The organism is Halopenitus persicus, from assembly GCF_002355635.1.
GTDB lineage: Archaea > Halobacteriota > Halobacteria > Halobacteriales > Haloferacaceae > Halopenitus > Halopenitus persicus_A.
This window is the reverse complement of record NZ_AP017558.1, coordinates 1,844,346-1,863,621: the sequence shown is the minus strand read 5'-3', so window position 1 is coordinate 1,863,621 and position 19,276 is coordinate 1,844,346. Positions and strand designations below refer to the sequence as shown.

Here is a 19,276-nt window from a genome sequence, read left to right as displayed (position 1 = left end):
CGGCGGACGCACCCGCACCCACGAGCGGGCAGGTCAAAGCATACTTACCGCCAGCGCAGCGATACCTACCCAATGAGTACCGAGACGGAGGGGACGACCGAGGACCGGCGGAAATACGAGTTCCGCAAGGTCATCGAGGAGCTCCAGGACTACGAGGGCTCCGGCACCCAGCTCGTCACGATCTACATCCCCGAGGACAAACAGATCGCCGACGTCGTCGCCCACGTGACCCAGGAACACAGCGAGGCGTCCAACATCAAGTCCAAACAGACCCGGACGAACGTCCAGGACGCCCTGACCAGCATCAAGGACCGCCTCCGGTATTACGACACCTTCCCGCCCGAGAACGGGATGGTCATCTTCTCCGGGGCCGTCGACTCCGGCGGCGGCCGAACGGAGATGGTCACGAAGACGCTCGAGTCGCCCCCGAATCCGATCGAGTCGTTCCGCTACCACTGCGACTCGGATTTCCTCACCGAGCCGCTCGAGCACATGCTCGCGGACAAGGGGCTGTTCGGGCTCATCGTGCTCGACCGTCGGGAGGCCAACGTCGGTTGGCTGAAGGGGAAACGCGTCGAGCCGGTCAAGTCCGCCTCCTCGCTGGTGCCGGGCAAGCAGCGGAAGGGTGGCCAGTCCGCACAGCGGTTCGCCCGCCTGCGGCTGGAGGCGATCGACAACTTCTATCAGGAGGTCGCGGAGATGGCGAACGACCTCTTCGTCCCGAAGCGACACGAGCTGGACGGCATCCTCGTCGGCGGCCCCTCCCCGACGAAGGACGAGTTCCTCGACGGCGACTACCTCCACCACGAGCTGCAGGACACGGTCCTCGGCAAGTTCGACGTCTCCTACACCGACGAGTCCGGCCTCTATGACCTCGTCGACGCCGGCCAGGAGGCGCTGGCCGACCAGGCGATCGTCGACGACAAAAACCAGATGGAGGAGTTCTTCGAGAACCTCCACACCGGCGAGAAGGCGACCTACGGCTTCGAGCAGACCCGCCGGAACCTGATCATGGGATCGGTCGACCGCCTGCTGCTCTCGGAGGACCTCCGGTCGGACGTCATCGTCTACGAGTGTCCCAACGGCCACGAGGAATACGAGGTGGTCGACAGCCGCCACTCGACGCCGGACCACGAGTGTGCCGAGTGCGGCGAGGAGGCGGCGGTCGAGGAGCGCGAGGACGTCATCGAGCACCTGATGGCGATCGCCGAACAGCGCGGCACCGAGACCAAGTTCATCTCGACCGACTTCGAGAAGGGCGAGCAGCTCCTCGACGCCTTCGGCGGGATCGCCGGCCTCCTCCGCTACTCCACGGGCGTCTAGAGAAACTCGTCAACCTGTTCGAGCCGTCTCGATACGTCGAAGTGGGGGTTCGGAACCGTTTCCGCTAGCCGGTCGAGCGTCAGGTAGACGTCGACGCCCGCGTGCTCGGCGTCCTCGAACAGCTCGACGATCGCAGACCGGTTGAGAGCCAGCGATCCGAGCTTCCCGCAAGCGAGCAGGAACGCCACGCCGCCCTCGCCATCGGGAACGGCCTCGGCCACGTCCGCCGGGGTACCGACCTCGGCAGCATCGGCTTCGGCAGCATCGGCTTCGGCAGCATCGGCTTCGGCAGCATCGGCTTCGGCAGCATCGACCGCGAGCGGATGCACCCGAAGACAGTCGCGACAGACCGCGATCGTCTCCGACCCGGCGTGATCACGCAGGTCGGCGGGAACGCGCAGCCCGACGAGGTCACCTCCACAATCGGGACAGGACATGGGAGATCGGTGGCCGTGAGCGGGGATAAAAGGGATCGAACGCGGACGCGAAGACAACGGATGGACGCGACCAGGAGCGAAATTCGACGACTCAGTCCGCGGAAACGGCCTCGGCTTCCGCCGCGGCCTCGGCGTCGGCCTCCTCGTCCTCCTTTTTCGCCTTGATCTTCTTCAGGCGGAATATCTCCTCGCGCTCCTGCTCCTCGAGCTTCTGCTCGATGTACTCCTGGTTCTCGTAGAGCTGCGGGAGCAGGGTGAACTCGAGGGCGTTGACGCGGCGCTTGGTCGTCTCGATCTCCTCGAGCATCTTCTTCATCGCCGTCTCGACCTCGGCGGCGAGGATGATCGTCTCGAGCAGCTCCTCGTAGGCGTCTGCCGCCTCGTCGATCCGGGCGGAGGAGCCCAGCAGGCCGTAGCCCCGCTCGTCGAGCGACTTCTGGACCTTCGAGGACTCGATCTGGGGCACCACGACGCCCATGATGTTCTTCGACTGGGTCGTGATCTCGGGGTGTTCCTTCAGCGCCGCCGCCGCGCCGCGGACCGCCACGTCGCCCTCCATGGCACGAGCCATATCGATCTTTCGCTGGGCAGTCTCGTAGTCGTCGCTCAGATCGGAGCGGACGTCCTGCGCCTGGTCGAGGATGTCCATGAACTCCATGATGAGGCCGTCCCGCTTCTGTTCGAGGGTGTCGTGACCCCGCTCGGAGAGCTCGATGCGATCCTCGATCGCCATCAGGTTCTTCCGAGTGGGTTTGACGTCCTTGGCCATCTGTTGGCGGATCGTAGCTCCCGGAGGAGGTTAATAGTTGTCTGTTCGGGCCGTAGCGGCACGGATCGAACGCCGACGCGAGGAGGCGTCGACCGACACGCGAAAGCGCGTGTCGGGGGACCGAACGGGACGTCTCGCGCCGCTGGGCGCTCGACTGAATCGAGATCGGGACCCCGGGAAAACACAGCGTCCGACCGCAGCCTCAATCCGCGGCTTCGACGACCTGCCGCTCGGAGTCGTCCTCGCGGTAGTACGTCTCGATGAACTCCTCGTCGACGCGGTTGAGCTCCTCCTTCGGCAGCATCGAGAGGAGGTCCCAGCCGATCTCCAGCGTCTCCTCGAGATCGCGGTTCTGGTCGAAGCCCTGGTCGACGAACTCCGTCTCGAAGGCGTCCGCGAAGTCGAGGTACTTGTTGTCGCGCTCGGAGAGCGCCTCGCGACCGACGATGTTCACCAGATCGCGGAGGTCCTCGCCCTCCGCGTAGGCGGCGTACATCTGGTCGGAGACGTCGCCGTGGTCCTCGCGGGTGAGCCCCTCGCCGATGCCGTCGTCCATCAGCCGCGAGAGGCTGGGCAGGACGTTCACCGGGGGCTCGAGTCCCTGGCTGTTGAGGTCGGGGTCGACGTAGATCTGACCCTCCGTGATGTAGCCGGTCAGGTCCGGGATCGGGTGCGTGTCGTCGTCGCCCGGCATCGTGAGGATCGGGATCTGCGTGACCGACCCCTCACGGCCCTCGATCCGGCCGGCACGCTCGTAGAGCTGCGCCAGGTCGGTGTACATGTATCCGGGATAGCCACGCCGGCCCGGAACCTCCTCACGAGCCGCGCCGATCTCGCGGAGCGCCTCGCAGTAGTTGGTCATGTCCGTCAGGATGACGAGGACGTGGTAGTCCTTCTCGAAGGCGAGGTACTCGGCGGTCGTCAGGACCATCCGCGGGGTGACCGTCCGCTCGACGGCGGGGTCGTCCGCGAGGTTCATGAAGACGACCGACCGCTCGAGCGCGCCGGTGCGCTCGAAGTCCTGCATGAACTCGTTGGCCTCCTCCTGGGTGATCCCCATCGCGCCGAAGATGACGGCGAACTCGGAGCTCTCCTCCTCCTCGGCGCTCTCGTCCTCGGGCACGCTGGCCTGTCGGGCGATCTGCATCGCCAGCTCGCTGTGCGGCTGGCCGGAGCTGGAGAAGATCGGCAGCTTCTGGCCGCGGACGAGCGTGTTCATCCCGTCGATGGCGGAAACGCCCGTCTCGATGAACTCCTCGGGGTACTCCCGGGAGTAGGGGTTGATCGCCGCGCCGACGATGTCCTGTCGTTCGTCGGGGACGATCTCCGGGCCGCCGTCGATCGGCCGGCCCGACCCGTCGAGCACGCGCCCGAGGAGGTCCTCGGTGACGGGCATCTTCATCGTCTCGCCGAGGAACCGAACCGACGCGTTCTGGTCGATGCCGCTCGTGCCCTCGAACACCTGGATGGCCACGAGGCCCTCCGAGGATTCGAGCACCTGGCCGCGCAGGGTGTCGCCCTGGGCCGTCTCGATCTCGACGATCTCGTCGTACCCGATCGCCTCGTCGACCTCGGCGTACACCAGCGGGCCGCTGATCTCGGTGATGGTTTGGTACTCTTTCATTGTTAGTAGAGACTCCGGAGTTCCTCAGTGATCTCGGCTTTGAGGTCCTCGATGTACTCCTCGTAGTCCTCCTGGACGCCGATCCGGTTGATCTTCGGAGCGGCGTCGGTGTCGATGATCTCCTCGACCGGAACGCCCGCTTCAAGCGCCGCGAACGCCTCGTCGTTGAACGTCTCGATCGTCGTCAACATGAGGTACGTCTTCTCCGGCGGACAGTAGGTGTCGACCGGGTGGAAGGCGTTCTGCTGGAGGTACGCCTCGCGGAGGTAGCGCGCGACCTCGAGGGTCAGCTGCTGGTCCTCCGGGAGCGCGTCCTTGCCGACGAGCTGGACGATCTCCTGCAGCTCGGTCTCCTCGTCGAGGACGTCGACCGCCCACTGGCGCTTGTCGGGCCAGTCCTCGGCGACCTCCTCCTGGAACCAGGGGTCGAGCTGGTCCTTGTACAGCGAGTAGGACTCGTTCCAGTTGATCGACGGGAAGTGCCGGCGCTCGGCCAGGTCCGCATCGAGCGCCCAGAACGTCTTCACGATGCGCAGCGTGTTCTGTGTGACCGGCTCGGAGAAGTCGCCGCCGGGGGGGCTGACCGCGCCGATCGCGGAGACGGACCCCTCCGTCCCGTTGATGTTCTCGAAGTAGCCGGCGCGCTCGTAGAACTGCGCGAGCCGCGCGGCGAGGTACGCGGGATACCCCTCCTCGCCGGGCATCTCCTCGAGCCGGGAGGAGATCTCGCGCATCGCCTCCGCCCACCGCGAGGTGGAGTCGGCCATCAGCGCGACGTCGTAGCCCATATCGCGGTAGTACTCCGCGATCGTGATTCCCGTGTAGATGCAGGACTCACGCGCCGCGACCGGCATGTTCGACGTGTTGGCGATGAGCGAGGTCCGGGCCATCAGCGGGTTGCCGTTGGCCGGGTCCTCCAGCTCGGGGAAGTCCTCGATGACCTCGGTCATCTCGTTGCCCCGCTCGCCGCAACCGACGTAGACGATGATGTCCGCGTCCGCGTACTTGGCGAGCTGGTGCTGGGTGACCGTCTTTCCGGACCCGAACGGACCCGGAATCGCGGCCGTCCCGCCCTTCGCGATCGGGAAGAGGCCGTCGAGAATGCGCTGCCCCGAGACGAGCGGCTGTCGGGGCGTGCGCTTCTCGACCGTGGGCCGCGCCTCGCGGACGGGCCACTCCTGCCGCATCGTGACCTCGACGCCGTTCGACAGCTCGGCGACGGTCTCGGTCACGTCGAAGGAGCCGGACTCGACCGCGACGACCTCGGCGGTTTCGCCCTCCTCGAGGGCGTCCGGCGGCACCATCACCTTGTGGTCGATGGTGACCGTCTCCTCGACGACGCCGACGACGTCGCCCCGGGCGACCTCGTCGCCCGCCTCGACGGTCGGCTCGAACTCCCACTCGTCCTCGAGGTCGATGCCGGGGGCGTCGACCCCGCGGTCGAGGTAGGGACTGTCCATCTTCCCCTCCAGTACGTCCAGGGGACGCTGGACGCCGTCGTAGATGGCGTCGAGCATTCCCGGACCCAGGTCGACCGACAGCGGCTCGCCCGTGTTTTCAACGGGTTCGCCGGGGCCGACCCCGGAGGTCTCTTCGTACACCTGAATGGTCGTGGTGTTGCCCTCGATCTCGATCACTTCCCCCATGAGTCCTTCGTCGCCGACGTAGACGACGTCGTTCATGCGGGCGTCGAGGTCGCGGGCGCTCACGACCGGACCGCTCACGCTCTGGATGACACCGTTGTCGGTGGTCTCCGTGGATTCTGCTTTGCTCATATTAGTCGTCCTCCTCCATCAGGTCGATCCCGATGGCTCGCTTGATCTGGTCGCGCAGCCCGCCCCCGCCGGCGCCCGAGGCGCCGAGCGTGACCAGAACGGGCTCGATGCTTCCCTCGACTCGCTCGCGAACGCCGCGTGAGAGGTGCGAGAGGTCCTCCTCGTGCATCACGATGATGCCGACCCCCTCGTCCTCGAGCGTTCGCTCGACCGCGTCGTCGAGCTCCTCGTCCTTCCGGTCGTCCGGCACGTTCTCGAAGGCACGGACGCCGGCCAGACGGAATCCCGTCGTGAACTCGGGACTGCCGATGACGGCGATCTCCTGGCTCATAGTATCACCAGCTCCTCCTCGATTTCGGCGTCGTTCAGACCGGCCTCCTTCCCGCGGGCGATCGCCCGAATGTTCTGTACCTCACGCTCCTTGGCGAGGATGTAGGAGATGACCGGGGTCACCGACACGGGGTGGATCGTGCCGAGCTGGTCGCCATAGGCCAAAAGCGCCGCGTCGGTCGCGTGCTCGAAGGCGATCAGGCTGTCGGCCTCCTCGAGATCGCGGAGCGCGGGCCCGAGATCGTCGGCGTATTGGCTCTCGGCGATGTACTCGACGAGCTCGTCGAGGTTCCGGGCGAGCCGAGCGAGCGTGTCACGGGTGAAGAGGTCGCCACCCTCGATGAAGTACTCGGCAGGGTCGATGTCGGCGCCGGACCGGGCGAGCCGAAGCGCGTTCCGTGCGTTCCGGAAGTCGATCTCGGCCGTCAGGAACGACTCGTACTGGCGGGTCGGCTCGTCGCGGCCGAGTCCCGAAAGCAGGTGGTCGTAGAACGTCCGGTCGACCGCGTTCTCGAGCGGCACGAGAATGCCTGACTCCTCGAAGTCGGCGTAGGCGTCCTCGAGGGCCGGACCGTAGATGGTGTCCTCGAGAACCTCGATGACGCCCTCGATCGACTCCGCCTCGAGGAGGCGCCGGATGCGCCGGTCGTCGAACTCGCCGGCACGGATGAGGTCGACCTCGATCTCCTCGGTCGACGCCTCGACGTAGACCCCGCGAATGACGGTCTTGACGTTTCTCGCGTCGAACTTCCGGAGGTACCGGGCGATCAGGTCGTAGAGGCGCCCCTCGCTCCAGTCGAGGATCCCCTCGAACTGCTTGGCGAGGTTGCGGTTGAGCGCGTACTCGATCAGGTCGACGCCGCCGTGTCGGCTGCCGAGCGCGTTGATCTCGGTCTCGTAGGTCGACTCCTCCATGAAGCGGGCGATCTCGGACGGACCCATCCGGGTGAGCTTGCGATACTCCTCGTCGCTGTACAGCATGCCGCGGCGGGCGCGAACCCTCGCCACGACGTACTCCGGGTTCGAGCTGCCGACGGCACTCATTGGTCGAACAGTCGCTCCGAGAGGTTCTTGAGCTCGTCGTCCCAGACGTCCTCCAGGACGGAGTCGAAGGTGTTGTTCACGCGAACGCGGGAGGTGTCGCTCTCGCCGACGACGCCGCCGAGACAGTCGACGGGGTCGCCGACCTCGGCGTCGCGACCCTCGAGGAGATCCTCGAGGAGGTCGAGATCAGCCTCACGGGTGGCGACGACGACGTCCGCGTCGTCGTCGAACTCCGAGAGGGTCGCCTCGAGAAGCGTCTCCGTGAGGTCGCGGCGACGGTCGTCATCGAGGTCGCCGATCGCCGTCTCGACGTCCTCCCGAACGTCCTCGAGGACGTCGCGGCGGGCGCCGAGTCGCTCCTGTTTGGCCTCGAGCTTGGCCGACGAGAGCGTCTGTTCGCGCTCCCGCTCGATCTGCCGCTCGACCTCCGCGAGCTTCTGCTCGCGGATCCGGTCGGCGTCGTCCTCGGCCTCGGCGACGATGTCGTCGGCCTCCGCGTCGGCCTCCTCGCGGATCTCCTCCGCACGCGCGCGGGCCTCTTCTCGTATGTCCTCAACGACGGTGTCCAAACTCATTGGTTGGAAAGAGGGGGCTGGTTAGACCAGGAAGACGACGACCAGCGCGAGGATAACGAGCGTTTCGGGCAGCACCGTCAGGATGAGGCCGTTGACGAACAGCCCCTCATCCTCGGCCATCGCGCCGACGGCGGCGGATCCGATGCCTCGTTCCGCATAGCCCGCGCCGAGCGCCGCGAGACCGACCGCGAGCGCGGCGGCAGCCGACGGGTTCGTGAGCGTGCCTTGACCTTCCTGCAGTACGACGTTCCCGAGTTCGCTGGTAGCTTCAAACATTGGTAGTAGTTGCGGTTGCTCGTCTCCGAACAGTTCGTATTCCCCCTACTGGAGACATAAAACTTCCCAAAACGAACGAGGAAAACGACCGCGAGAACCCCTCAAAGCGACGGTTGTGAGAAGTACACTTGTGAGGAGTACACACACCCATCGTTCGGACCGGTTCCGGGACCGACCCCGAAGCGAACGGGCAGTGACGGACCGAAGCGAACGGGCAGTGACGGACCGAAGCGAACGGACCGACGACTGCCCGAAGCGAACGGACGGGAAAGCGTCGGAACGGACGCGGCGCAGCGCCGACCGAATGGCGTGCGACGATCGGCTACTCGTTCGCGGTGTACTCCCGTTCGTAGCCGAACGGGGAGTACGCTTCGCCGCCGCCCTCGTAGAACTTCCCGAAGAACTCGACGTACTCGAGACGCACGCCCTGAATGCCCGCGGACGTGATTCCGAGCAGAAGCACGACGATGTGCCCGACGATCGCGACGAGCACGCCGATGACGAGCCCGACGATCGGCATATCGGGCGCGGTGGTCAGCCCCGCGAAGACGAGCTCGTAGGAGTCGGGATGACTCTGCACGTACTCGAGGTGGCTCGGCGTGAAGATGAAGTGGAAGCTTCCCTCGCCGCCCTCACCGATGTACGCGCCGAACGCCAGCAGGTTCACGGCCAGCGCCATCCCGCCCTTCGCGAGCAGCACGGCCATGATCCGGGCGTAGGAGACGACGTTGACGATCGGCGAGAGCACCTCGACGAGTTCGGCTGGTTCGCCGATGGCCAACAGCAGGGCGCCGACGCCCGCAAGCGCCAGCCCGAGGTAGCCGACGACGACCGGGAAGCCGGAGAACTCGATCGCGCCCAGGGTGAGCACGGAGATCGAGTCGAAGAGGAACGCCGGCTTCGGCCCGGCGACGTGCTGGCTGAAGATCCAGAGCCACGCGCCGTTGAGCAACAGCAGCCAGGAGCCGCCCTCATAGAGCGCGTGCTCGAGGTCGTGGATCCGGTAGTTCTTCAGGAACGACAGGACGAACCCGACGTTCAGGTGCAGGATGCCGAACAGCACGCTCAGCACGAGCCAACTCAGCGCCCATTCGGTCGCGCCCGGGCCCAGACCCTTGGAGATCGCCCAGTGTTCGAATCCGAAGTGGGGGTAGGCGTGGTACCCGAAGATGTCGAACCCGTAGTAGACGCCGAACAGCATCGTGAACAGGCCGGCCCAGATGGCGATCGCGCCCATCTCGCGGAGCGTTCCCTCGAAGGACTTGTACAGGTACACGCCGATGCCGGCGTACAGGACGCCGTAGCCGAGGTCCCCGATCATGAAGCCGAACATGAGCGGGAAGGTGAGGAAGACCAGCAGCGTCGGGTCGAACTCGGAGTACTGCGGTCGACCGAAGCTCTTCACGAGCAGCTCGAACGGGCCGGCGATGTCGCCGTTGTTCTGGACGACCGGCGGCGTCTCCTCGCCGGTCTCGTGACCGCCGTCGGTGGCGGCCTCCCGCCCCTGGTCGTCGTGAACGGCCTCGGTGTGATGGTCGCCGTCCGGGGTGAACTCGGCCCGCTCGATCTCCTCGACGTCGGCGTGGTCGGCGACCGCGTCGTCGATGGCGGCGACGAACTCGTCGACCGTCGCGGTCGGGATCCAGCCCTCGGCGATGAAGGCGTTCTCGGTCGTCGCGAACGAAAGCGGGGCCTGCTTCTGTTCGGCCTCGATCGTGAGCTGTTCCTCGGCGCGCAGGAGGAAACTGGCTGCCTCCTCTTTGACGTCCTCGAGGTCGGCCTCGACGTCCTCGAGGTCGGCCTCGAGATCGCGCTGTTCGGCCGCGAGCTCGTCGACGTACTCGGTCGGGCTCGTCTCGGCCTCGGGCACCTCGAGCAGGGCGATGTCCACGCCGACCAGCGCGTCCTGCAGGACGTCGTCGTCGGCTCCCTCGGCGGGATACGCGAAGGCCGCGACGACGCCGTTGCCGGCGAAGACCTCGAAGGCGCGGATCCCGTCGGCCGCGGCGAGCGCGTCCTCGACGGGGTCGGCCTTCGCCTCGCCGACCACGACCTCGAGGGAGTCGTATCCGCGGAGCAGATCGAGGTCGATCCCGAGGGCCGCGAACGGCTCCATCCGGTCGATCTCCTCCTGGAGGTCGCGGACGCGGTCGCGAAGCTCGTCCCGCCGGTCGGTGAGCTCGTTGACCCGTTCGCGGACGTCGGTGAGCTCCGCCTCGAGCTCCTCGTCGTCGAGCACGCCGGTCGGGCCGGCGTCCTCGTCGTCGACCTCGAGGATGCTCTCGAGGGATCGGACGGTGACGAGCCGGTCGTTGACCTCCTCGGCGCCCTCGAGCGACTCGCCCGGCACGAACCCATCGTGGGAGCCGTCGTAGTCCGTGACGTGCAGCGAGTGATGCTCGTAGGTCGTCTCGATGACGTCGTCGATGACGCGCTTCGAGCCCGTCACCGACACCTTGCTCATCCGCTCAGGCCTGAGCATTCACCGCCTCCTCGAACCGGTCGATGGCGTACTCGACCACCTCGTCGACGCGGTCCCGTGCGTCCGATTCGAGCGCCTTCCGGTCGGCGCGCCCCTCCTCGAGGATCTCCTCACGCCGGGACTCGATCTCTTCGCGAGCGGTTTCGAGCCGCTCGTCGGCCTCCGCGGACGCCTCCTCCTCGGCCGTCGAGCGGATCTCCTCCGCCCGCTCGCGGGCCTCGGCGAGGATCTCCTCGGCGTCGGATTCCGCCTCGGCGACGATGTCGTCCGCCTCGCGTTCGGCCTCCGTCACTCGTTCGAGCACCTCTGGTCTCGGCATACTCACTAATCGTCAGAAAGTCCAGGAGCGACGTATAAGGTGTTTGCGAAAGCCATCGACGGTCCCCTCCTGCGGACCGCCGGCTCGACCACGAGCGTGTGGCCGGAAGCCACACTCGCGTACTTTTAAGTACTCGCTGTCGGTCCAACGAGACATGGCAACGGTGTATGCGGTCGCCTCGGCGAAGGGCGGCGTCGGCAAGACGACGACGGCGGCCGCGATCGGGACGCTGCTGGCGGACGCGGGAGCGTCGGTGGTCGCGATCGACGCCGATCTCGGAATGGCGAACCTCGCCGGCACGCTGGGGATCGACGCCGAGGGTGAGACGATTCACGACGTGCTCGCCGGCCGGGTGGATCCCGAGGCAGCGGCTCAGGAGGGCCCGCGAGGGCTCCGCATCCTCCCCGGGAAGACCGACCTCGATGCCTACGCTGACGCGGACCCCGCCGGCCTCGTCGACGTCGTGGATTCGTTCGCGGACGCCGACTACGTGATCCTCGACGCGGGGGCGGGGCTATCACACGACTCGGCACTGCCGCTCGAGATCGCCGACCGGACGCTGCTCGTGTCCACCCCCGAACGGGAGGCGCTGCGCGATACGGCCAAGACGGGGCAGCTGGCCGACCGCCTCGGAGGGACGGTCCACGGCGCGGTGATCACCCGCGTCGACCCCGACGACCCGCACCGCCACGACGATCTGATCGTCGCCCACCTCGACGTCCCGATCCACGAACGGATCCCCGAGGACGACGCGGTCGGGGATGCGGTCGCGGCGGGCGAGCCGCTCGTCGTTTTCGCGCCGACTGCGCCCGCGACCCGGGGCTACCGCTCGCTGACCGAGCGGCTCACGGGTCTCGATCTCCCGGAGCCCGAGGAGGACGAAACGGACGCCCCGGTGATCCGTGACGCCGAGGACGACGGCTCGAACGGACGTATCGCGGGTGAGACGACGATCGACCGCGACGAAATCGACGGGATCGCCGAGACGACGAAAGACGAAGGGTCGGCCGAGACGACGAAAGACGAAGGGTCGGCCGAGACGACGAAAGACGAAGGGTCGGCCGGATCGAGGGGAACGGAACGGTCACCCGCGGACGGGGAGCCCGGCGCGGACGAACGGACGGTGGCTGACGAGGACGGCCCGGAGCCGATCGACGGGATCGAAGCGGCCGACGGTCAGAACGAGCCCGGCGTCGAGAGCGTTCCGTTCCGGGAAGGTGCCGATGCCGAGTCGACCGCGGATGGATCGAACCACCGATCGGAGCGGAGCGGTGAAAGCGACGTGAAGTCGGGTGAGGGACGCGACGACGTCGGTGGAGAGGGTGGAAGTGACGACGAGAACACGGACGCGGATGATGGCGAGCGTCCGAACGGGACGGACGACGACAGGGGCTTCTTCAGCCGGCTGTTCGGCCGGTGATCCCGGGGATCAGGCGCCCGCGTCGGGATCGCCGCGGCCGCCGGGGTGGGAGGAGTCCTGGACATCGCGGTGATCGGCGGATCCGTCGTGGCCGTCTTCGACCGGCTCGTCGACGGTTGGACCGCGATCGGGCGACCCGGTGCTCCCGTCTTCGGTCGGAGCGTCGAGGTGATCTCCGTCGACGGACACCTGGTGGGTCGACTCGGCGAAGCCGGCCGAGAGGATCCGTGTCATCGCCTCCTCGACCGATTCACCGGTGTCGGTGACGCGCTCCGGTTCGACCTCGATGACGTATCCGGAGGTGATGTTCGGGGCGGTCGGCATGAAGAGGACGAGCTTCCCGTCACGGGTCTTCTTGCCCGTCTTGAACGCGGTCATCCGGATGCCCTGCCACGTTTCGAGGTGGACGGGGTTCTGAAGGTCCTCGGTTCCCGAGAGCGCGGTCTCGACGGCCAGCTTGGACGCGTTGTAAACCACTCGAAGGGCGGGAATGTGGTTGATCGAGTCGTCGATCCGGGCCTCGACGATCCGGCCGAGGGTCGTTCGCATGAAGTAGCCGACCGCGAGCACGAGGGTCGTGAAGACGACCAGGGCGATGACCACGCGGTACAGCGGGAGGATCGGCTCGAGGAGCCAGTCGGGCTCCAGCGTGCTGATGAGCGGTATCGACGCGATGTGCTGGTAGATCCAGCCGATGACGAGCAGGAGGACGATGAGCGGCACCAGCACGATGAGCCCGCTCCCGAAGTCGCGTTTCCACGTGGACATTCAGTTACGCCGATATGCGTCGGCGGGCCTTATCAGCCCTTCTGAACCGAGTCGGGTGACGGTCGGCGAAACGACCGCTGATCGCCGGCACTCACCGCCCGAGGATCGCTCGGAGCGCGAACAGCGCGTTCCCCTTTCGCTCCCGGACGCGCCGGTAGAAATACGAGAGCCACTTCCGGCCGTAGGGAGCGTACTGCTGGACGTCGACGCCCTGAACGGCGAGGTCCCGTTGGGCGTCCTCGCGAACACCCATCAGCATCTGGATCTCGTAGTCGGTCCCGTGCTCCTCGCCGAGTCGGCGGGCGATCGACACCATCTCGGGGTCGTGGCTGCCGACGGCGACGCCGCGATCCCGATGCTCGAAGAGGAACGTGATGTCGTCGCGATACGCCTCGTTGACCCGCGACTTCTCGGTGTAGGCGATCGATTCGGGCTCGTCGTAGGCGCCCTTGACGATCCGGATCGCGCCCGGGACGTCGGCGACGCGTTCGAGGTCCTCGCGCGTGCGCTTGAGGTTCGACTGGAGACACTGACCCACGGTCCAGGGATGGTCCCGCGCGACGTCGACGAAGGTATCGAGGGTGGCATCGGTCGTGTCGGCGTCCTCCATGTCACACCAGACGAAGACGTCGTGGGCGTTGGCGTGGGAGACGATCGAGCGGTAGTGCTCCGCGAACAGGTCATCGGAGACGTCGAGACCGATCTGGGACGGCTTGATCGAGACGGACGCGTCGAGATCGGTCGACGCGACGTCCTCGATGAGCGTGTGGTAGGCCGCGACGTCGGTTTCGACGTCCTCGGGGTCGTCGTAGTGCTCCCCGAGCAGGTTCAACAGGACCCCGATCCCGTCGTCGTTCATCGATCGAGCGTGGTCGAACGCGGCGGCCGCGGTTTCGCCGGCGACGAACCGGCTCGCGATCGGCGGGAGCATATCGCGATCCTTCCCGCGGGACGGTAATCAGCGTTGTCGTGGTTCCGGGACGGGAAGCAGCGTTGTCGTGGCCCCGGGACGGGAAGCAGCGTTGTCGTGGCTGGAAGTTCGTTCGCCCAACACCACAGGAGCTAACATCGGCCCCCGTCTCGGAGCGCGTATGGTCGGGTCACTGCTCGCGAGCGCCCTCTGGGCGATGCTGCCGGCGTACGTTCCCAACAACGCCGCGGTGCTGGCCGGCGGCGGCCGGCCGATCGACGGCGGCCGGACGTGGAACGGCGCGCGCGTGCTCGGCGACGGGAAGACGTGGCGCGGGACCGCGGCCGGAACGATGGCGGGCGTCCTGCTGGCGCTGGCGCTGAACGCGGTCGTCGATCCCGCCTCGACCACGCTCGGGGTCGACCTCCCGACGTTCCCGCTTCGTGCCGCCGTCGGGCTCGCGTTCGGGGCGATGGTCGGCGACGTCGCGGCCTCGTTCCTCAAGCGCCGGTCGGGCCGCGAGCGAGGCGCCGCGTTCCCCGGACTCGACCAGTTGGACTTCGTCGTCGGCGCGCTGGCGTTCGCGTGGCTCCTCGCACCGAGCTGGTTCGGCGCGTGGTTCACGCTGCCGGCGATCGCGGTCGTGGTCGTCGTCACGCCGGTCCTCCACGTCGTGACCAACGTGATCGGGTTCGCGATCGGCGTCAAGAACGAGCCGTGGTGAGCGGGACTCGCCCCGAGAGACGAGACGCGTGCCCGCCGCTCGGGGATCGACTTTTTAACCGATGCCGGGGGATCGATCACCGGAAGGAGGATGACAGCCGACCCGACGCGAGCCGGAAACGCGACCGACGGTCCGATCGAACGGGCGAGGGAGAACCTCACGGGGATCGTCTCCGTCCTCGTGACCGGCATCTGGCTGGTCGCGTTGGTTACCAACCAGGGCTGGTGGCTCGGAGCCCTCCTCCTCGGCTACGTCGTGGTCGTCCCGCTGGTCGCCCTGCTGTTCGGCGACGAGTCCGACGTCGCGGAGTGGTGGGACGACGAGGACGCGGCGGAAACGGCGACCGCGTCGAAGCGATCGAAAGGCGAGAGGACTGAAAACCGCCGCGAGGGGAACCGCGGCGGCACGGATGACGCCCTCGAGACCCTCCGGGAGCGATACGCACGCGGCGAACTGACCGACGAGCAGTTCGAGCGGAAGCTGGAGCGGCTCCTGGAGACGGAGACGCTGGAGGACGCGGCGGACCGGACGGACACGGCCGAGACCCCGGAACGCGAAAAACCGGCGACCGAGGGGTAATCAGCCACGAAGACCGCCTCAGACCGAGACGTCGTACAGCTCGCCGTACTTCGACTCGACGTAGTCGGTGAACGCTGCCGCCGAGAAGTCCTCGCCGGTCGCCCGCTTCACGAGCTCGTTCGTCTCGTAGCGCGACCCGTGGCGGTGGACGTTCTCGGCCAGCCAGTCGTGGAGGGCGTCGAACTCCCCGGCCGCGATCCGCTCGTCGAGGCTCGGACCGTCCATCTCCGTGACGTCGGCCTCGGCGGCCGCGTACAGCTGGGCGGCCATCGCCGACCCGAGCGAGTAGGTCGGGAAGTACCCGAAGTTGCCGTGGCTCCAGTGGATGTCCTGCAGGCAGCCCTCGGCGTCGGTCTCGGGGCGGACGCCGAGGTACCGCTCGTACAGGTCGTTCCACGTCTCGGGGACGTCGGCCACGTCGAGGTCCCCGCGGACCAGGTCGCGTTCGATCTCGAACCGAACCAGGACGTGCAGGTGGTAGGTGAGCTCGTCGGCCTCGACGCGGATCAGGTTGTCCGGATGGACCTGATTGACCGCCTCGTAGGCGTCCGCGACGGAGGCGTCCGCGGTGCTCGGGAAGTGGTCCTGGAACGTCGGCAGGAAGTGGTCCCAGAACGCCCGGCTCCGGCCGACGTGGTTCTCCCAGAGCCGCGACTGGGACTCGTGGACCGAGAGGTCGCGCGGCTCGCCGAGCGGGGTTCCGAACCAGTCATCCGGGAGTCCGAGGGTGTACAGCGCGTGGCCGAACTCGTGGATCGTGGACCCGAGCGCGGAGAGGGGATCGGCCTCGTCGAACCGCGTCGTGATCCGGCAGTCGAACTGGTTGCCCGAGGTGAACGGATGCGAGGAGACGTCGAGCCGGCCGCGGTCGAAGTCGTACCCGAGCCGGTCGAGCGCCTCCCGCGCCAGCTCCTCCTGGGTCTCCGTCGCGAACGAGCCCACGAAGGTGTCGCCCGCGAGGTCGGCGTCCGAGGCGCGGATCGCATCGAGCAGCGGAACGAGCGTCTCGCGCAGTTCCTCGAGGATCGTCTCCGCGCGCTCGAGCGGGAGACACGGCTCGTACTCCTCGAAGAGGACGGCGTAGGGATCCCGATCGGGATCGATGTGGGCTGCGTACTCGCGTTTGAGCTCCACGTTGCGCTCGAGGTGGGGCGCGAACGCCTCGAAGTCGTCCGCTGCCTTCGCGCGCTCCCAGGCGCCGAGCGCCTCCGTGGACGCCTCGGAGATCCGCTCGACGAGGTCCCGCGGGACCGCGTCCGCGCGCTCGTGCTGGCGGCGGACCTCACGGACGGCGGCGGACTGATCGGCCGTCGGATCGGCGTCCGCGAGCTCGGCGAGGAGCTCGCCGGTTTCCGGGGCGGTGAGGAGGTCGTGCTGCAGCGAGGACAGGACCGAGAGCTGCTTCGACCGTGCGGGCGTCCCGCCCTCGGGCATCATCACCTGTTGGTCCCACGAGAGCACGCCAGAGGCGCTCGAGACGGCGTTCCAGCGACGGGCACGATCCAGGAGAGCCTCGTAGGCGTCGGGGGCGTCCGCGGAGTCGGCGGATCCCGACGCGTCGGTCGTATCGGCGGAGTCGCTCATCGAGGAGTGGTACGGCGTCACGATAAAAGAACGTCGCGTCTCCGAGGAAACGAACGTCGCGTCTCCAACGAAGAGTGCGTCGCCGGATCGTCGATCGATCGAGCTACTCGCGGTCGGGGATCTCTCGCTCGGCGATCCCGCGGTAGATCCGCCGACACCGGCGGAGCACGTCGAGCGAGACGCTCTCGGTTTCCGTGTGGGCCTCGCCGGGCTCGGCGGGGCCACAGACGACGCAGGCGGTGCCGGCGTCCGCGAGCCAGCCCGCGTCGGTCGCGTGCGGTTTCACGACGTGCTCGGGGAGGACGATGTCGGCCTCGTCCGTCGACGTGGCACCGAAGTCGGTCTCTTCCGACGACTCAGCACCGAAGTCGTGCTCGTCCTCGACTCCGGCGTCGGCCCGATGGGCCGCCCGGGCGACCTCGAGGACGACGTCGGCAAAGCCCGCGTGAGAGCACGCCATCGGCGGGAGATCCCCGTCGACGGTCCACTCGATTCCCTCGACCGTCTCGACTCGCTCCAGGGGTGCACGCTCGCCGGGCACCGTTCGCTCGTCGACGGTGACCGTACACCGGTCGGGGATCACGTTCATCGCCGTGCCGCCCTCGATCCCGGTGACCGCGATCGATCCGGCGACGTGCTCGCCGAACACCGTCGTTTCGGGCGCATGGAGGTTCCGAACGACGTCGACCGCGTCGCAGGCGCGATAGACCGCGTTCTCGCCGGCGGCGGTCTCGGAGGCGTGTGCCGCCTCGCCGGCGGCGACCAACGTCGACCCGCGCCGACCCTTGTGGGCCACCGCGACGTCGGTGACGACCTCGGCGGGGCGGTCCGGCGGCGCCGAGTAGCCGGTCGATCCCTCCGCGACCACCGCGAAATCGGGGGCAAATCCGCGGTCGATCGCCGCCCGTGCCCCGACGCCGCCGTCCTCCTCGCCGACGAAGGAGGCGAACGCGATCTCCCGGTCGGCGGGTGGAGCCGCGTCGCGGAACGCCAGAAGACAGGCGGCGAGGGCGCCCTTCATGTCCGCCGTGCCCCGACCGTGGAGCCGTCCCTCGCGCTCCGCGATGACGTATCCCTCGTCCTCGAGCTGCCGATCCGCCGGGGGGACGACGTCGTGATGGCCGACGAGCGCGAGGCTCGTCGGCGCGTCGGGGTTCCGCCGTGCGATGACGTTGCCGTCCGGGTCCCGCTCGACGGTCGCGTCCGTCTCCGACCGGAGCCACGATTCGACCGCGTCGCCCGCGGCGGTCTCGTCCTCGTGGCTGGGTATCGAAACCAGCCGGCGCGTGAGATCGCGGAGCTCGCCGTCGCATTCGCTCATGGACGTGAGTCGGTCGGCGAGCGCTTAAAAATGGAGGCGGAACCGTGGCCGATCAGATTCCGAGGGTGATGAACACGAGCACTCCAAAGGCCGGGACTCGGGAAAGCTCCGCCGAAAGCGCGATCCGTCGTTCAGCATCGCTGCGACCGAGGAACGCGACGGTGGACACCAGACAGGCGAGCCCGACGACGAGCGCGAACGTCGTGGTCGCGGAGAGGAGCCCCTGCAGGAAGGCGTACGCGAGCAGTCCCAGCGTGAGCAGCGTGACGCCGTACAGCGACTGCCGCGTTCGCCGCACGCCGAAAACGACCGGGAGCGTCGCGACGCCGGCGGCCGCGTCGCTTTCGACGTCGGGGACGTTCGGGATCTCGGCGTTGACGAACGTCGCGAGGAACAGGTAGCCGAACAGGACGCCGGCCGTCGGGGTGACCGGAGCGTTCGTGAACGCCATCGGCATTCCGACGATCGTGACCGACCAGGCGAGGGCGACGACGGCGGAGTTGACGATCAGGATCTCCTTGAGCCGCCGGATCCGGCTGCCGAGAGCGGCGAAGTAGTCGAGCGCGTACAGTACCCAGAACGCGCCGGGCAGCAGCGTCAACCCGAACGCGAGGGGGCCGCCGGTCACCGCGAGCGCGACGGCGACGCCGTAGGCGAGCGCGCCGGCGACGTAGAGGACGCGCTGATGGCGACGGACGAAGGCGGTTCGGTGCGGCGCGACCGCCGCGTCCGTCTCGAGGTCGGCGAGCCGATCGTTGACGTACACCGCGAAGGTGACGAGTCCGACGACGAGCGGCGAGAGGTTCACCGGGAGCGACAGGACGATCATCACGAGCGCGACCTCGGCGGCCGCGACCAGCGCGAGATACGTCGAGCTGTACAACAGGGCGTTTCGAAGGCGCTCGAGCACGGTCCGGGCTCGAGCGACGGTCGAACGGTTCCGAAGCGCGGTCTGTCCAGTCGACCGTGACTGGGTGGATGGTTCGGGTGCCATACCGGTCGCAAATATCGACCAA

At 67.6% G+C, this 19,276-nt stretch carries 19 protein-coding genes; 4 read left to right on the top strand and 15 right to left on the bottom strand.

Annotated features, from left to right (window positions below; genetic code table 11):
- Nucleotides 1-72: 72 nt before the first annotated feature.
- Nucleotides 73-1,323, top strand: coding sequence for a peptide chain release factor aRF-1 (prf1, locus tag CPZ00_RS09015; protein ID WP_096390587.1), 1,251 nt, complete (start codon nucleotides 73-75; stop codon nucleotides 1,321-1,323).
- Here prf1 and CPZ00_RS09010 read toward each other — a convergent pair.
- The 10 genes from CPZ00_RS09010 to ahaH all read right to left on the bottom strand — a co-directional run bounded on the left by CPZ00_RS09010 (nucleotide 1,320) and on the right by ahaH (nucleotide 10,954).
- Nucleotides 1,320-1,760, bottom strand: coding sequence for a DUF6276 family protein (locus tag CPZ00_RS09010; RefSeq protein ID WP_096390586.1), 441 nt, complete (start codon nucleotides 1,758-1,760; stop codon nucleotides 1,320-1,322). The two genes, prf1 and CPZ00_RS09010, sit on opposite strands and share 4 nt — an antisense overlap.
- 91 nt (nucleotides 1,761-1,851) lie before the next feature.
- Complete coding sequence (locus CPZ00_RS09005) at nucleotides 1,852-2,529, bottom strand: V-type ATP synthase subunit D (protein ID WP_096390585.1); 678 nt, start codon at nucleotides 2,527-2,529, stop codon at nucleotides 1,852-1,854.
- Nucleotides 2,530-2,731: 202 nt separating this feature from the next.
- The gene (locus tag CPZ00_RS09000) at nucleotides 2,732-4,153 is read right to left on the bottom strand and encodes a V-type ATP synthase subunit B (RefSeq protein WP_096390584.1); all 1,422 of its coding nucleotides are present in this window, start codon (nucleotides 4,151-4,153) and stop codon (nucleotides 2,732-2,734) included.
- Nucleotides 4,154-4,155: 2 nt separating this feature from the next.
- Complete coding sequence (locus CPZ00_RS08995; RefSeq protein WP_096390583.1) at nucleotides 4,156-5,928, bottom strand: ATP synthase subunit A; 1,773 nt, start codon at nucleotides 5,926-5,928, stop codon at nucleotides 4,156-4,158.
- Between the two features lies 1 nt (nucleotide 5,929).
- Complete coding sequence (locus tag CPZ00_RS08990) at nucleotides 5,930-6,259, bottom strand: V-type ATP synthase subunit F (RefSeq protein WP_096390582.1); 330 nt, start codon at nucleotides 6,257-6,259, stop codon at nucleotides 5,930-5,932.
- Nucleotides 6,256-7,302 (bottom strand): V-type ATP synthase subunit C, encoded by a 1,047-nt coding sequence (locus CPZ00_RS08985; RefSeq protein ID WP_096390581.1) that lies wholly within the window; start codon nucleotides 7,300-7,302, stop codon nucleotides 6,256-6,258. Before CPZ00_RS08985 ends, CPZ00_RS08990 begins: the two co-directional genes overlap by 4 nt.
- Nucleotides 7,299-7,877 carry a V-type ATP synthase subunit E gene (locus tag CPZ00_RS08980; protein ID WP_096390580.1) on the bottom strand — a complete coding sequence of 193 codons (579 nt, stop codon included), beginning with the start codon at nucleotides 7,875-7,877 and terminating at the stop codon, nucleotides 7,299-7,301. Before CPZ00_RS08980 ends, CPZ00_RS08985 begins: the two co-directional genes overlap by 4 nt.
- A gap of 21 nt (nucleotides 7,878-7,898) precedes the next feature.
- The gene (locus CPZ00_RS08975) at nucleotides 7,899-8,153 is read right to left on the bottom strand and encodes an ATP synthase subunit K (protein WP_021073111.1); all 255 of its coding nucleotides are present in this window, start codon (nucleotides 8,151-8,153) and stop codon (nucleotides 7,899-7,901) included.
- A gap of 322 nt (nucleotides 8,154-8,475) precedes the next feature.
- Nucleotides 8,476-10,617, bottom strand: a complete 2,142-nt coding sequence (locus tag CPZ00_RS08970; RefSeq protein WP_096390579.1) for a V-type ATP synthase subunit I — start codon at nucleotides 10,615-10,617, stop codon at nucleotides 8,476-8,478.
- Nucleotides 10,618-10,621: 4 nt separating this feature from the next.
- On the bottom strand, nucleotides 10,622-10,954 hold the full coding sequence (ahaH, locus tag CPZ00_RS08965) for an ATP synthase archaeal subunit H (protein ID WP_096390578.1): 333 nt from the start codon (nucleotides 10,952-10,954) through the stop codon (nucleotides 10,622-10,624).
- A 154-nt stretch (nucleotides 10,955-11,108) separates the two neighbouring features.
- Here ahaH and CPZ00_RS08960 point away from each other — a divergent pair, with 154 nt between their 5' ends.
- On the top strand, nucleotides 11,109-12,374 hold the full coding sequence (locus tag CPZ00_RS08960) for a nucleotide-binding protein (RefSeq protein WP_096390577.1): 1,266 nt from the start codon (nucleotides 11,109-11,111) through the stop codon (nucleotides 12,372-12,374).
- 9 nt (nucleotides 12,375-12,383) lie between these two features.
- Here the strand turns inward: CPZ00_RS08960 and CPZ00_RS08955 are convergent, their stop codons facing one another.
- Nucleotides 12,384-13,142 carry a DUF502 domain-containing protein gene (locus CPZ00_RS08955; RefSeq protein ID WP_096390576.1) on the bottom strand — a complete coding sequence of 253 codons (759 nt, stop codon included), beginning with the start codon at nucleotides 13,140-13,142 and terminating at the stop codon, nucleotides 12,384-12,386.
- Between the two features lie 91 nt (nucleotides 13,143-13,233).
- The gene (locus CPZ00_RS08950) at nucleotides 13,234-14,073 is read right to left on the bottom strand and encodes a proline dehydrogenase family protein (RefSeq protein ID WP_096390575.1); all 840 of its coding nucleotides are present in this window, start codon (nucleotides 14,071-14,073) and stop codon (nucleotides 13,234-13,236) included.
- A gap of 160 nt (nucleotides 14,074-14,233) precedes the next feature.
- Here CPZ00_RS08950 and CPZ00_RS08945 point away from each other — a divergent pair, with 160 nt between their 5' ends.
- Nucleotides 14,234-14,776, top strand: coding sequence for a CDP-2,3-bis-(O-geranylgeranyl)-sn-glycerol synthase (locus CPZ00_RS08945; protein ID WP_096390574.1), 543 nt, complete (start codon nucleotides 14,234-14,236; stop codon nucleotides 14,774-14,776).
- Nucleotides 14,777-14,866: 90 nt separating this feature from the next.
- The gene (locus tag CPZ00_RS08940) at nucleotides 14,867-15,355 is read left to right on the top strand and encodes an SHOCT domain-containing protein (RefSeq protein ID WP_096390573.1); all 489 of its coding nucleotides are present in this window, start codon (nucleotides 14,867-14,869) and stop codon (nucleotides 15,353-15,355) included.
- Between the two features lie 18 nt (nucleotides 15,356-15,373).
- Here CPZ00_RS08940 and CPZ00_RS08935 read toward each other — a convergent pair whose 3' ends face one another.
- The 3 genes from CPZ00_RS08935 to CPZ00_RS08925 form a co-directional block, all read right to left on the bottom strand.
- Nucleotides 15,374-16,939, bottom strand: a complete 1,566-nt coding sequence (locus CPZ00_RS08935; protein WP_096390572.1) for a carboxypeptidase M32 — start codon at nucleotides 16,937-16,939, stop codon at nucleotides 15,374-15,376.
- A 103-nt stretch (nucleotides 16,940-17,042) separates the two neighbouring features.
- Nucleotides 17,043-18,260, bottom strand: a complete 1,218-nt coding sequence (locus CPZ00_RS08930) for a M20 family metallopeptidase (protein ID WP_096390571.1) — start codon at nucleotides 18,258-18,260, stop codon at nucleotides 17,043-17,045.
- Between the two features lie 52 nt (nucleotides 18,261-18,312).
- Nucleotides 18,313-19,254: a UbiA family prenyltransferase gene (locus CPZ00_RS08925; protein WP_096390570.1), complete on the bottom strand. Its 942-nt coding sequence runs from the start codon at nucleotides 19,252-19,254 to the stop codon at nucleotides 18,313-18,315.
- Nucleotides 19,255-19,276 lie beyond the last annotated feature (22 nt).

What these genes read in the sequence shown, in the direction of transcription:
- prf1 (WP_096390587.1), top strand. Translation starts at nt 73, where the DNA reads ATGAGTACCGAGACGGAGGGGACGACCGAGGACCGGCGGAAATACGAG.
- CPZ00_RS09010 (WP_096390586.1), bottom strand. Translation starts at nt 1,760, where the DNA reads ATGTCCTGTCCCGATTGTGGAGGTGACCTCGTCGGGCTGCGCGTTCCC.
- CPZ00_RS09005 (WP_096390585.1), bottom strand. Translation starts at nt 2,529, where the DNA reads ATGGCCAAGGACGTCAAACCCACTCGGAAGAACCTGATGGCGATCGAG.
- CPZ00_RS09000 (WP_096390584.1), bottom strand. Translation starts at nt 4,153, where the DNA reads ATGAAAGAGTACCAAACCATCACCGAGATCAGCGGCCCGCTGGTGTAC.
- CPZ00_RS08995 (WP_096390583.1), bottom strand. Translation starts at nt 5,928, where the DNA reads ATGAGCAAAGCAGAATCCACGGAGACCACCGACAACGGTGTCATCCAG.
- CPZ00_RS08990 (WP_096390582.1), bottom strand. Translation starts at nt 6,259, where the DNA reads ATGAGCCAGGAGATCGCCGTCATCGGCAGTCCCGAGTTCACGACGGGA.
- CPZ00_RS08985 (WP_096390581.1), bottom strand. Translation starts at nt 7,302, where the DNA reads ATGAGTGCCGTCGGCAGCTCGAACCCGGAGTACGTCGTGGCGAGGGTT.
- CPZ00_RS08980 (WP_096390580.1), bottom strand. Translation starts at nt 7,877, where the DNA reads ATGAGTTTGGACACCGTCGTTGAGGACATACGAGAAGAGGCCCGCGCG.
- CPZ00_RS08975 (WP_021073111.1), bottom strand. Translation starts at nt 8,153, where the DNA reads ATGTTTGAAGCTACCAGCGAACTCGGGAACGTCGTACTGCAGGAAGGT.
- CPZ00_RS08970 (WP_096390579.1), bottom strand. Translation starts at nt 10,617, where the DNA reads ATGAGCAAGGTGTCGGTGACGGGCTCGAAGCGCGTCATCGACGACGTC.
- ahaH (WP_096390578.1), bottom strand. Translation starts at nt 10,954, where the DNA reads ATGCCGAGACCAGAGGTGCTCGAACGAGTGACGGAGGCCGAACGCGAG.
- CPZ00_RS08960 (WP_096390577.1), top strand. Translation starts at nt 11,109, where the DNA reads ATGGCAACGGTGTATGCGGTCGCCTCGGCGAAGGGCGGCGTCGGCAAG.
- CPZ00_RS08955 (WP_096390576.1), bottom strand. Translation starts at nt 13,142, where the DNA reads ATGTCCACGTGGAAACGCGACTTCGGGAGCGGGCTCATCGTGCTGGTG.
- CPZ00_RS08950 (WP_096390575.1), bottom strand. Translation starts at nt 14,073, where the DNA reads ATGCTCCCGCCGATCGCGAGCCGGTTCGTCGCCGGCGAAACCGCGGCC.
- CPZ00_RS08945 (WP_096390574.1), top strand. Translation starts at nt 14,234, where the DNA reads ATGGTCGGGTCACTGCTCGCGAGCGCCCTCTGGGCGATGCTGCCGGCG.
- CPZ00_RS08940 (WP_096390573.1), top strand. Translation starts at nt 14,867, where the DNA reads ATGACAGCCGACCCGACGCGAGCCGGAAACGCGACCGACGGTCCGATC.
- CPZ00_RS08935 (WP_096390572.1), bottom strand. Translation starts at nt 16,939, where the DNA reads ATGAGCGACTCCGCCGATACGACCGACGCGTCGGGATCCGCCGACTCC.
- CPZ00_RS08930 (WP_096390571.1), bottom strand. Translation starts at nt 18,260, where the DNA reads ATGAGCGAATGCGACGGCGAGCTCCGCGATCTCACGCGCCGGCTGGTT.
- CPZ00_RS08925 (WP_096390570.1), bottom strand. Translation starts at nt 19,254, where the DNA reads ATGGCACCCGAACCATCCACCCAGTCACGGTCGACTGGACAGACCGCG.